This is a genomic window from Sphingobacterium thalpophilum (assembly GCF_901482695.1).
In the GTDB taxonomy this organism is placed as follows: Bacteria; Bacteroidota; Bacteroidia; order Sphingobacteriales; family Sphingobacteriaceae; genus Sphingobacterium; species Sphingobacterium thalpophilum.
Window position 1 is genome coordinate 1,437,710 of record NZ_LR590484.1, and the last position, 12,354, is coordinate 1,450,063.

Annotated in this window: 8 protein-coding genes; 5 read left to right on the top strand and 3 right to left on the bottom strand. The window is 47.4% G+C overall.

Annotated elements, in window-relative coordinates; all coding sequences use genetic code 11:
- Window positions 1–329 precede the first annotated feature (329 nt).
- Genes FGL37_RS06200 through FGL37_RS06210 form a run of 3 tightly spaced genes read left to right on the top strand, consistent with a single transcriptional unit; the run spans window position 330 to window position 6,367 of the window.
- Entirely contained in the window at window positions 330–3,524 is a 3,195-nt protein-coding gene (locus FGL37_RS06200; protein WP_028069235.1) for a SusC/RagA family TonB-linked outer membrane protein, read from the top strand.
- 11 nt (window positions 3,525–3,535) lie between these two features.
- Window positions 3,536–5,395 (top strand): RagB/SusD family nutrient uptake outer membrane protein, encoded by a 1,860-nt coding sequence (locus FGL37_RS06205; protein ID WP_028069236.1) that lies wholly within the window; start codon window positions 3,536–3,538, stop codon window positions 5,393–5,395.
- Window positions 5,396–5,398: 3 nt separating this feature from the next.
- A complete protein-coding gene (locus FGL37_RS06210) occupies window positions 5,399–6,367 on the top strand; it encodes a hypothetical protein (RefSeq protein WP_028069237.1) in 969 nt (322 codons plus the stop codon).
- A 104-nt stretch (window positions 6,368–6,471) separates the two neighbouring features.
- Here the strand turns inward: FGL37_RS06210 and FGL37_RS06215 are convergent, their stop codons facing one another.
- Window positions 6,472–7,419 carry an aldo/keto reductase gene (locus FGL37_RS06215; protein WP_028069238.1) on the bottom strand — a complete coding sequence of 316 codons (948 nt, stop codon included), beginning with the start codon at window positions 7,417–7,419 and terminating at the stop codon, window positions 6,472–6,474.
- A 209-nt stretch (window positions 7,420–7,628) separates the two neighbouring features.
- On the opposite strand from FGL37_RS06215, the gene FGL37_RS06220 reads away from it, so the two are divergent.
- Together FGL37_RS06220 and FGL37_RS06225 are read left to right on the top strand one after the other, a co-directional pair.
- On the top strand, window positions 7,629–8,786 hold the full coding sequence (locus FGL37_RS06220) for a homing endonuclease associated repeat-containing protein (protein ID WP_028069239.1): 1,158 nt from the start codon (window positions 7,629–7,631) through the stop codon (window positions 8,784–8,786).
- A 124-nt stretch (window positions 8,787–8,910) separates the two neighbouring features.
- Window positions 8,911–9,597 (top strand): helix-turn-helix domain-containing protein, encoded by a 687-nt coding sequence (locus FGL37_RS06225; protein WP_160169473.1) that lies wholly within the window; start codon window positions 8,911–8,913, stop codon window positions 9,595–9,597.
- 212 nt (window positions 9,598–9,809) lie between these two features.
- On the opposite strand, the gene FGL37_RS06230 is transcribed toward FGL37_RS06225, so the two are convergent.
- Window positions 9,810–10,814 (bottom strand): family 43 glycosylhydrolase, encoded by a 1,005-nt coding sequence (locus tag FGL37_RS06230; RefSeq protein WP_028069241.1) that lies wholly within the window; start codon window positions 10,812–10,814, stop codon window positions 9,810–9,812.
- 7 nt (window positions 10,815–10,821) lie between these two features.
- On the bottom strand, window positions 10,822–12,333 hold the full coding sequence (locus tag FGL37_RS06235) for an arabinan endo-1,5-alpha-L-arabinosidase (protein WP_081817817.1): 1,512 nt from the start codon (window positions 12,331–12,333) through the stop codon (window positions 10,822–10,824).
- Between the last annotated feature and the right edge of the window lie 21 nt (window positions 12,334–12,354).

The following is a 12,354-nucleotide window of genomic DNA, read 5'->3' on the forward strand; positions in this document are numbered from 1 at the left end:
GCCCTTTCTAAAGGAGCAGGCTTTTTTTGTCCTGCCGCCTTCCTTGACGCCAAGACTACACATTTCTGTAGCAAACATGTACACAATACAAGTACATGCAGACATATTGGACAAAGAGACCAACAGTTCAGGACAGTTGAACAAAAATTAATTTTCATTATTGCAGCACATATTTCTCTGTAAACGTATCCTCAACACAGTACAATTCCATTATTGGATGTTTCACTGTACATACGTACCGGAGAGCATGAAAAGGGAAAACCAATTATTATCATTAGCCGTAACACCAATTTTTTTCTTTGTACCTATTATAAACATAACCATACAGCATGAATAATCGATTATTAACAAGATCACTTCTGAAAAGCAGCATTCAGTTCCTCTGCCCGTTGATGGTACTGTCTTCATCCCTGGGCTATGCCGGCAGTCTACCGGAAAGGCCCCTGTTGCTGAACACCAGGTTTGCCGGTATCACGGGCCGTGTGCTTGATCCGGAAGGAAAGCCTGTCCACGGCGCCACTATCTTGGTCAAAGGCAGTAAAGCGGGCGTCAAAACTGATGAAGACGGGGTATTTCATATCAACCTGCCATCTGACAACCAGGTCATCATTGTCAGTTATATTGGCTATAAAGTCCAGGAAATCGATATGAAAGGAAAGACAAGTATTACGATCCGGCTGGAACCCAATGCCAGTATCGATGAGGTAGTTGTTGTGGGCTACGGCAGCAAAAAGAGAGGAGAAGTACTAGGCGCGGTAGCGTCAGTCGATCCCAAGGAAATCCAGGATATCCCTGCGGCCAATATTGCAGCCGCCTTACGCGACCGCGTGGCCGGCCTGGGGGTGAGCGAATCGTCTGGCCGCCCCGGGGCAGCTGTCACCCTCAACGTCAGAAATGCGTTCGCTTCAGATCAAGCCAAGTTACAAGGAGTGACCAACGAACCGCTATACGTTATTGATGGCATCATCTCCACTTCGGATGTTTTTGAAAACCTGGACGCTTCGATGGTCGAGAGTATATCCATTCTAAAAGATGCCTCGGCGGCAATCTATGGGGCTTCGGGAGCCAAAGGAGTTATCCTTGTCACCACTAAAAGAGGGCAGGCTGGCAAGACACAGCTGAGTTACAACGGCTATATCGGCATTTCAGATGCCACGGTCAAGCCCAAAATGTTGTCTGCTTATCAGCATGCCAAATTATTGAATGAGACCTTTGCGTTGAACAATGCACAGCCCACATCCTTCTTTTCTGACGAAGACCTCGCCTATCTGCAGACCAACCCTTACAAAAGCTGGTATGATGAGCTATGGAAGCCCTCAAAAATGGAGCGGCACAACTTGTCTATCTCCGGGGGCAGCGAAAAAGTTACCTTTTTTGCAGGGGGTAGTTATCAGAAAGAAGATGGTAACTATGCCGGCATGAGCCAGCAGAAATATTCCTTCCGGTCAGGCTTCAATGCCGAAATCATTGATGGTCTAAAAGCAGATATCGCTTTTAACGTTAACAATACCAAGACCAACAGCCAAAACAGCCTGTCGGACGACCGGGATCAGAATTTTTATCAGACCTTGATCACCACCCCGCAATGGGTTCCGATTCAGATCGATGGCCTTCCCGTCAACTTCTCGAATATCAACGCCAACAGCAATACTAACCCGCTGGCTATCATCAATTCCGGCTATTACCAAAAACGCAATAATTCCAACTATAGCATCAATGCTTCGCTGAATTATGCTCCAAAAGCTTTAAAAGGTTTTAATGCGCGCATACAGGTGTCACATTCCGGCACTTCATCTAGCGGCCAGGAATACCTTCCAGCGTATGATCTTTATGAATTTGTTCGCAGAGGTAACAACAATCAGCTCTATACCAATACGGTGGATAAAGTATTCCGGATGGAGGGCAACAAGACAAGGATCGCACCCTCTTTGGGCAAGGGGAATAGTTATCAGGGCAATGTCGTTGTCCAATACGCCAATAGCTTTGGTCAGCACAACATGAATCTGATGATCGGTGCAGAGCAGTCTGCATCCAACTCCGAAGGCCTCTCCGCCTTTTGGACCAACCAGCAGCTCCTGAATCTGGATGAGTACTGGGCATTCGACCCGTCTACGTTCACGAACAATCTCCGTTCGATCGAAGAGGCAGTAAAACGTTCGTTCTTTGGCCGCTTCAATTACGACTACAAGAAAAGATATCTCCTTGAAGTCATCACGCGGCTGGATGCTTCATCCCGCTTTGCTAAAGGCAATATCTGGGGATTGTTCCCTACAGTTGCCACAGGATGGGTCGTCAGCGATGAGAATTTTTTTAAGGATCTGAAGTATATCAGCTACCTGAAACTACGGGCCAACTACGGCCTTGTGGGCGAAGATCGTGTCAACGCCCGCCTATGGCAGGACCGTTTTAGTGTAGATTTGGTCAATACAGGCTACCTCTATGGCGAAACGCCGGTCGCATCGCTCAACCCTACCATCATTGCTAATCCCGATATCTCCTGGGAAAAACACCGCACCTTTAACTTTGGTATCGAATCGCGCTGGTTTGACAATAAATTGAGTTTCGGTTTTGAGTACTACTTCCGCCGTTCTTACGACGTATTCGACAAAGGAAATGATGAAAACTTTCCGATGTATGCCGGATTCAGAGCACCGGTGGTCAATTACCAAAAGCGCAATGGCTGGGGCACCGAGTTTTCGCTGGGCTACCAGAACACGTTTTCCAATGGACTTAGACTTTCCACCAATATGAACTTTGGCTACTCGGGCAGCTATACCACGCAAATGTTCTTCAATAAATTCCAGCTCTGGGATTTCTCCTACCCAGACTGGAAGGTCGAGATGGGTACAGACTCCCGTAAATATAATACCGGCAACTACGGGCTGATCTATGTCGATATGCTGCGCACGCAGCAGGATGTGGATAATTTTCTGGCCCAGAACCCCAATTACACCATTGATGGTAAAGTACCCCAGGTCGGCTGGACAGTGTATGAAGACACCAATGGTGATGGCAAGATAACCGAAAAAGATCTGACCACCATGTTTGACAATACGGACCCAATTTTTTCTACGGGTATCACTATCGGCCTAGCTTACAAATCGTTTTCACTGAACACCAACTTCCGTGCAGTCTTCGGTGGCAAAGCTTTCTATGAGTCACAGGCCATGACCGCCCCTACTGAGAAGGTCAATGTACCCAGTTTCTGGGAAGATCACTGGTCACTGGACAATCCCAATGGCCGTTTTCCCCGGTATGATGATGCTGCCATGATGAAAAAGTGGAACTCGACATTCTGGGCAGAAGACGGCACAACCATCCGTATCAATAATATGGTATTTAACTGGACTGTTCCAAAAAGTTTTACCGACAAGATCAATGTGCGCTCACTCAAACTCATGCTTTCGGGCAACAACTTATGGACAATCGTCGCACCGTTTAAACATCGTGACCCTTATTCTTCGTCCATCTATAACTACCCGACGATCCGGACACTTTCCTTTGGTTTGAACTTTGGCATTTAACACGTAGACACATGAAAAGACATTTTAACTATATCATAGCCATACTATTGGCCTCCAGTACAGCCCTCCTGACACAGAGTTGTAAAGATGATTTTTTTGAGCTGGTCGATCACGGGGGCCTCGACGCACGTATCTGGGATAATGAAGGTGCAATAGAATACTATCTGGCCGGTACCTATTCGATGATCATGCCTACTCATCCCCATGAGATCACGACCAATGACATGCAGATGCATTACGCCAGTGATGAAAATTATTTCTCGGGCACGAATGGTCCCAGCAAAAAAGTACTGGGACTGAGCGGTGAAATCACGCTCAATGATGTCAAATACATCGCGACCAAATACCAGGGCACCAATATTGGCGATAACCGTTATTTTGATATCGCGCGCTGCAACAACGCCATTGCCTATATTCCGGACGGCAATCTGCCCTACGACGTGAAGAAGAAGTTTCTGGGCCAGTTTTACACACTACGGGCATTGGTTTATTTTGAGCTTACACGGCTCTATGGAGGCGTCCCACTTGTAATTGAGCCCCAAAATCCGGACGATCTGAAACTCGAGGGCCGGGCCTCCGCCAGAGCCTGTTTTGGACAGATTGTGAAAGATCTCGATTCGGCTATGGTCAACCTTGATGGCGTTACCTGGGACGATGCCACCGGCCGTGGCAAAATCACTAAAGCTGCTGCGGCCGCTCTCAAAGCCAAAGCACTGCTCTATTGGGCAAGTCCGCAGTTTAATCCAACGGATAATCCCACACATCCCTTTGAAGCCAAACGCTGGGAGACGGCATTGCAGGCCAGCAAAGAAGCGTATGACCTATGTATCGCCGCAGGTCGAGCCCTTATGCCCAATTACGCTGAAATTTTCTTAAAAGAAGGCAGTGCCAATACCGAAGCGGTCGTAGTCCGCTCCTATTCGGCTACCTCACCCAAACGGTATACGATTGTTGAGCGGGCTTCGCGTCCGGCATCGGAGGGCGGCTCTCCGGCGGACTATTATGTCCCCAGCACTCTTCTGCTCCATGCATACCGCATGAAAGACGGCACTCCGGCCAACAGCAGCAATTCCCTTTACGACGATGCCCTGTTCTGGAAAAACAGGGACCCAAGATTCAAAAACACCATTGTATACAACGGTGCCGAATGGCCATTAAGCGGTAAAAACAATCGTCGCCAGTGGAATTACAGCAATGCCGCGGGCGAACCATCGATCAAGTCGTTTTACTGCAAAAAATTTGTCAATCCGGCGCTTTCATCTGCAGCTGTGGGAATCGCCAATGATATGGGCGGAAATGGCATGGACTGGATCGAAATCCGTTTTGCCGAAGTCATGATGAACTATGCTGAAGCAGCCAACGAAACAGGCAATCTAACATTGGCTAAAGAGCTTGTGCGCAGCATCCGCCAGCGCGCCGGCATCGAACAGGGCAGCTTTGATTACGGACTGGCGCTTGCGACCAACAAAGAGCAGATGCGTGACCTGCTGATGAACGAGCGGCAGATCGAATTTGCTTTTGAAGGTAAGCGCTATCATGATCTGCGCCGCACACGCCGCATGCATACGCTGGAGGGGACCATACAAACCTATCTATTCGAGGCCAAGTCAGAAGCTGCGAAGAAAATCCTGGAAGCTCAAAATCAAACCGGTATCCTGCATAGGGAAACCCTGGACATGGACAACCGGGATACGGTGCTGACCTACTTTAAGTACCCTTACAACCTACGTTCAGAAAGCTCCAATGGTGCTTTTGCCTTCCGTGAATATTATTATTTCTATCCGCTTCCCAACACCTTTATGAATTCGTCGCCATTGCTCGAGCAGACCATCGGTTATGAAGGCGGAACATTTGACCCATTAAACGATTAAATCATGAAGCGCACTAATTTAAAACATATCGTATCAGGCTGTTTACAGCAGAGGGCTAATTTGCTATTACTCTTGCTATTGGTCATGCTATTTTCCTGTAAACGCGAGGGTGACAATATTTTCAATTTATTTGAGGATGTGTCGGTCACCCTCCATCAGGAGAACGAATTAAATATCGGCACCTATAAGGAGGTGGCTGTGGGAGATTCCATCCATGTTGACTTTACGATCAGCTCCAAATCCAAAGACATGCATCAAGTCTGGATTTTTTATAATGGTGCCGGAGCAGCTGCCCTGAAGATACCATTAGGAGAAACAGAAAAAAGAAACTTTCGCTACGTTTATAAAATCCGGGCAGATAAGGTCGGCAAGACGACCTTCCGGATTATGGCCGTCGATCGTGAGGGCGTCTTTATGGGCGACGGTTATACCGCTGTTACCTTCAATGTGCTGTCCGATTATGTTCACCTGAACAGTCGCAATCTGTATATGCCGGACAGTGTAGATCGAAGCAGCGCCTGTTTTATGGACTTGGTAGAAGGCAAAACGTACACTTACGCCGAAGCTCTTCTCCATCCCGAAAAAATAGATCTGGGCATGTATAGAACGTATACAATAGAGCCTAATGGAAATATTACTTATAAATATAGCATCTATTCACTGCAGGCTGATCCCATTCCGTTTGGCGCATTTGACTTCACGGGCTTGGCAGGCAAGGGTCGTGTGACCTATTTTTCGGGTATTCAAAACAATCAGGCTAGTGCATTTTTAAATACATTGACTTCCGGAGCGGCTATTCAGAGCAACGCAATATCGCGTAAGACGAGCAATCTGAAACTCGAGGATCTCAAGGTGGGCAGCCTATTTTATTTCAAAACACCGGACGAAAAATATGGTGCCGTGATGGTCAACGCCTTGAGCGGTTTTGACAACAGCCGCTATCTCAGTCTCAGTATTAAACGGCAAAATTAAGTCTGATTCCTTTTTTCCCTTAATAATCAGGGGTACCGCAGCGCTGTCGGTACCCCTTTCATTTTTTTTATCACTCCTGGTATGGCAGTCTATGGCCATGTCGTTTACTCTTGACTAGCCTGATCCAGCAGCCCAATATCTTCCTGATCCAATTGGAGATCCGGTGCTGCTATTAAGGTCTGTAGCTGGCTTTCACTGGTTGCACTGACAATTGGAGCTGTGACCAAGGGGTTGGCCAATAGCCAGGCCAATGCCACGGTTGCCTGTTTAGCGTCGTATTTTTCGGCCACAGTATCCAGAGCCTTTAGTACGGCTTTTCCTTTTTCGTCAAAGTATTTTTTAATGCCGGCTCCTCTAGTGGTTTTCTCGAAATCATCTACTGACCGGTATTTACCGGTCAGAAAACCTGCCGCCAGCGACCAGTAGGGGAAGACACTCAGGTCATATTTTTCAACCAGCGGGGCGTAGTCATTTTCAAAGCCTGAGCGTTCGACCAGGTTATAATGTGGCTGCAGGGCCACATATCTCGGCAGCCCATGTTCCTCCGCGAGCGAGAAGCTTTCGATAAGGCGCTGAGGAGAGACGTTTGAGGCTGCGATATAGCGCACCTTACCCGCCCTGATCAGCTCGTCATAAGCAGACAGCGTTTCCTCAACAGGGGTAACTTTATCATCAAAATGCGTATAATACAAATCGATATGGTCTACCCCCAGCCGGTGCAGAGACTCGTCGGCGGACTGGAGGATATGCTTCCTGGAAATATCAAAACCATGTTCCTTGGTTTCTGAGCCAACCTTGGTGGCAATCACCAGGTCCTGTCGGCGTCCACGACTTTTGAGCCATTTTCCGATAATCTCTTCAGACTGCCCTCCACGTCCGTTCACCCACCACGAATACGTATCTGCTGTATCGATAAAATTAAATCCGGCTCCGACAAACTTATCCAGAATATCGAAAGATTGTTTTTCATCCAATGTCCATCCAAAAACATTGCCGCCGAAATTGATCGGCGCAACCTGCAGGTCTGTGTGTTTTATCTGTTGCTTTTTCATTTAAATAAACTTGTTTTTAAATACTCCCCCTCTCCATATATCATAAGTTATTTAAAGTTACGGTATTCAAGCTGGCGGGCAGGAAATTTCTATCACATAAAATTGTCAAATAACAAGGCCGCATTTTTTTGACGCTATAAAGAAAATTATTATCTTTAATAAGTGTCTATCATAACCTAGATAAACCATTAATTTATACAATTTAAGAAATGCAGGAAGAGATCATTAAGCATGCTTTTTCCAAAGTCAACGAATTTTATAAAAAACATAATCGGACGCCTGTGCGCCGGGAGATGGAAGATGTCAATACGATTGCCCGCCGTTATTTTGGCACATGGAACCAGTTTATCACGGCGGCTGGATTAACACCCAACAGCAGAACCAAAGCGGAAATTTCGGCAGAGTTAATTGGCATGGTAAAAGATTTTTATGACGCCAATGGACGCATCCCCATGCGCCGTGAGTTTACCCCTCGCATAGGGACTATTGTAAGCTATTTTGGTACTTGGAACAAGTTTATTGCTGCCGCTGGATTTGATCCCAATGACCGGAGAATCCCTTCCAAAGGGAGGCTGAAAAATTCGCTGGTCAAGTTTTACCTCAAGCACCGGCGTTCTCCTAGTATCGCCGATTGCGTTAAAAGTAATGGGCTCTATAATTTTCGGTCTTACTTTGCCCATTTTGAGGTCAACACCTGGGCCGATGTGCTGGAATATGCCGGTCTGTCCTCGTACTTTCGGATAACGACGATGACAGAATCCGAAGCCAGGGAGAAGGTAGTCAAACTGATCAAAAAACATCGCATCAAACATTACAAAGATTACGCGCGCCTCAAACCCGATAACTATCCCTCAGTCTGGTATCTCAAAAAAAAATTTGGCTGGAATAATCTGTGTTATCTGGCAGGGACCAAAATCCCTGTGACCAAATTTAGCATTCAAGACCATTATCTCAGTCTGGCTAAGTCGCTTGGCAGGGCGCCGACCACCAAGGAGCTGGAGGCTAAGATGAAGATCAGCAGCGGCGGCATGAAGTGGAAAACAGGACTGCCCCTGAACAAATTCCTGCAATCGATCGGACAACAACCTATCCATAAAACGCCAGAGCGCTGCAAACTCAGCAAAAAACAACTGGCCGAGCTGTATAGGACACAGAGTATAGCACATGGATATGAAAATGGTATGCCCCGCAGCAGACTGCTCGAACTGACGGGATACAGCAGAGAGATCTATGAGAAACGTTTTTTCTCCATGAATGGCCTTCGCTTGGTATGTGGATTTAAATTAAACAGGCTCGGCAGCAAACAATATACGGAAGAACAACTTCGCGAAATACTGAAAAAACCTAAATATATCCGGCAGCGTTAACAGCGCCTCAACGGTAAGCATGGCCAAAAGAGCAGAAATAGGTAAATTGGAGAAAAAATATTATCTTTACTTAGCAGCCACCTATTTCGCTTTATTATAAACCAAATCATGAATAATGACATTGATGGTAAAGGATTACATTAAGAGATTTACAAAAAAAAACGAGCTTTCTAAAGCGGTGTCCCGCCGTATCCACGAGATTTTACGCCTGACAAAACTTTCTGTTCAGGAGCTTGGTCCGATAGCGGGCATCAACACCCGGTCCCTTGAGGGCTACGCCAAAGGAACCACTCCGATTACCCTAGAGGCGATCATAAGAATCTGTGCATTCCTGGCAATCGATCTGACCACATTCTGTGACTTTAACAGGAAGTTAAGCGGACAAGTAGAACTTTCTGCCATAGGTCAGGCTGCAGAGCAAGAAAAGCGCAAACAGGCAGCAACCATCGCGAAGAAAGAAAGTAGTCTGGCATCTCAGGAGAAATTCGAAAAAGCAAAAAAACACCGCGACCAGATCAGTCTCATTGTAAGCAGCACGGATTACTTTCAACGTCCGCGCACCTTATTTCAGATGGCCGTGGATTTTGCCCGCGACTATGGTATTGATGTTACACCGGAGCGAATCCAGATGGTGCTGCAACGCTATGTAGGAGATGGAATCATCAAGAAACATCAGGCGCCTTGGGACTACGGTGTCGGTTTGGGTAAACCGAAACGAACGTGGGTCTATTTTCAGGACGAAACCGCTCTTTTAGCTGATCCGGAGCGATTGCAAGGCTACAACTGGTTTCGTAATAGCATTATAGCCTAAAGAAAGCGGCTGCCAACGCACTCGACAGCGCTCAATTGCATTCAGCATCTCCGTTTCTCCTGAACTATAGACTTCACCGTGGTAAATATGCAACTCAGATTTTTTAACCTGATGAGATTACCCATAAGCAATGTATACACTACCCCAGCTTATTCATGGTGTGGATAACAGTCATACGGTGGAGACCGGTCGGCAGTGCATCAAGCATCCGTTTATTTTGTTAGTACCGGCCATCCTGCCTTATCCCAGGTCATTTTCTCGATGCGTAACTTCGGCTTGCCCTGATCATGTGCATCATAGCCGTGAAACGCCAGATATTCTTCCTTTCCGTCCCTGAAAACCGCATTGTGTCCTACGCCGTGCCAATCTGTGTTGCCCTCGAGCACAAGCTTGCCCCCACCGCGAGCCATGTCCCTGCCCTCGTCGTCCAGGTAGGGGCCCTGTACGTCTTTGGCTCGGCCCACGATCATCTTATAGGTGCTTCTAGGGCCCTTGCAGCAATAATCAATGGACGCAAAAAGGTAATAGTACCCTCCGTGGCGGTAGATAAAAGGGGCTTCGATAGCATTCCCGCCTGCATCTTTGGGATTATCGTCTACTGCTGGCGGATTCGGTGCTGTAGGATCCGGTTTGCGGCTCGCTATCGTCGGAATCGCAGTCAGATCATCGTCCACAGCGGTTCCGTCCGCTTTGAGCTTGATCAATTTAAGACCATCCCAAAATGAACCGAAACTCAGATAGCTGTCACCATTAACATTCTTGATAAAATTGGGGTCTATCGCATTCCAGTTCGTCTTTCCGGGAAACGACTGGATGATCAGACCATGATCGGTCCACTTGAAATCCGCAGCATTCGGGTCGAGCGTCGGTGTTGTTGCCAGACCGATACAAGAGGTATTTTTACCGAAAGCCGAAATACTGTAATAAAGCATAAATTTTCCATTGTGATAGCTGATATCTGGAGCCCATATATGGCCTGTGAACGTGGGAACTGCTTTCACTGCCCATTGTGGAGGCTGATTGAAGACAGGAGCTTCAGGCTTCCACGTTTTTAGATCTTTCGATGACATGACCGTTATACCCTGCCCAGTGGCAAAAAGATAATAAGTTCCGTTCTCTTTGATCAGGACAGGGTCATGGATGATGGGCGCAGCCTGCTGCGCCCATCCATTGCCAAGCAGCAACGAGCATATAATGCCCAATATAAACTTCTTCATTTGCATTTTATTTAACTTTTTTCAACCATATTCCCAAGCCACTACCATTGTAGCCTGTCATGACGAGCGTAGACTTCACGCCCCGCTCCCAGTCGCGCTCACGCGATACCTTGTATTTGTCTATGAATGCACCCCCGGCCCAACGCAATTCAAGGCTGTTTGTCTGGGGATCAAAGGCCCAGGTATTGGCCACATCACCGAATATTGTACCATCGGCCTGCAATATCGGATTCACTTCGACGGCGTGGTTGATATTGGGATCGGTCTGTGTTTCAGCATAACCCGGTACTCGGACATAGCCATGGATAATCTGCTCATATTCGCCCACAATTTCCGCCTTCGTAATCGGGGTCTGAGCAACAGCAGCATAACGTTCAGGACTGACCATCGGCCAACCATTGTCTGACCAGAACATTCGGCGCACATGCATGACCATGAAAAGGGGGTCGACAGCGGGCCTTCCCTGCGTGGCCATAAAATAACTGCCCTTCTCGTCTTTAAAGACGGAGCAATGGGCAGTGCCCTGCCACCCCGCATGGTCTTTAAAAGCATAAGGTCCCAATACAATCTGATCCACATGGTCTGCAGCTACATCGGCACGCTCACCATTCCAGTCTACAAAAGGGCCAGTAGGTGCGTCCGAACGAAACACCCGTACATTGTATTTGGTGTTGATCCAGTCGTAGGACACAAATAGAAAGTATTTCTTTTGATCAGCATTGTAGATGATTTCCGGGGCTTCAAGGTTTCCGTTATAGACACCATTTGTCTTTCCACGGCGTACGATCAACGTACCCAAGTCTCCCTTTTGCAGCGGTAGCCCAGTTGCGGGGTCCAGCTTCACAACAAATAGACCGTCCCATGCCGATCCGTAATACAGATAATGTTGACCTTCTGGGGTAATCACAACGGAGGGATCGATCGCATTGGTACCAGGGCCCTCAGTCTTTGACTGGACGGCAAGCCCCTTCTCCAGCCAGGGACCATCGAGCGATGTCGAGGTCAGCAGGCCAATGGCACTCACCCGAAAACCGTTGGACGCCACAGCGTAATATAAGCGAAATTCGTTGCCTACTTTCAGGATATAGGGAGCCCAGACACCTTCGTTAGGCTTATAATCACTTTTGACACCCGTAATGTAGTTGACCGCTTGTTTTGGCAGGCCATCGTAGGCCCAACCACGAAACTCCCACTCGACCAAGTTTCTGGAACGGCGCACCATAATACCCGGCTTAATGCTTTGCCCATAGGCAACATCGGTACTAAAACAATAATACCAGTCGCCGTCTTTAATAATTGAAGGATCATGCAGATTATACGGCCCCCACTGCCCCGTGAAAGCGTAACTCTGAATATTTCCGTAAGTATCCTTGATATCGGCAATATCAAATGGCTTCGGTGCGAATATGCCCGGATCTGTTTCAGTGAGCGGCTGGTTATTAAACTTATCCTTCTGACAAGAGGCACTGAAGCCTGCCAGCAACATAAGGACCAGACAACGTACGCTATTTTTGTTCATATTCGTTCAAGTTTGTTCCCA

Excerpts from the sequence above, each read along its gene's own strand:
- FGL37_RS06200 (WP_028069235.1), top strand. The coding sequence starts at position 330 with ATGAATAATCGATTATTAACAAGATCACTTCTGAAAAGCAGCATTCAG.
- FGL37_RS06205 (WP_028069236.1), top strand. The coding sequence starts at position 3,536 with ATGAAAAGACATTTTAACTATATCATAGCCATACTATTGGCCTCCAGT.
- FGL37_RS06210 (WP_028069237.1), top strand. The coding sequence starts at position 5,399 with ATGAAGCGCACTAATTTAAAACATATCGTATCAGGCTGTTTACAGCAG.
- FGL37_RS06215 (WP_028069238.1), bottom strand. The coding sequence starts at position 7,419 with ATGAAAAAGCAACAGATAAAACACACAGACCTGCAGGTTGCGCCGATC.
- FGL37_RS06220 (WP_028069239.1), top strand. The coding sequence starts at position 7,629 with ATGCAGGAAGAGATCATTAAGCATGCTTTTTCCAAAGTCAACGAATTT.
- FGL37_RS06225 (WP_160169473.1), top strand. The coding sequence starts at position 8,911 with ATGGTAAAGGATTACATTAAGAGATTTACAAAAAAAAACGAGCTTTCT.
- FGL37_RS06230 (WP_028069241.1), bottom strand. The coding sequence starts at position 10,814 with ATGAAGAAGTTTATATTGGGCATTATATGCTCGTTGCTGCTTGGCAAT.
- FGL37_RS06235 (WP_081817817.1), bottom strand. The coding sequence starts at position 12,333 with ATGAACAAAAATAGCGTACGTTGTCTGGTCCTTATGTTGCTGGCAGGC.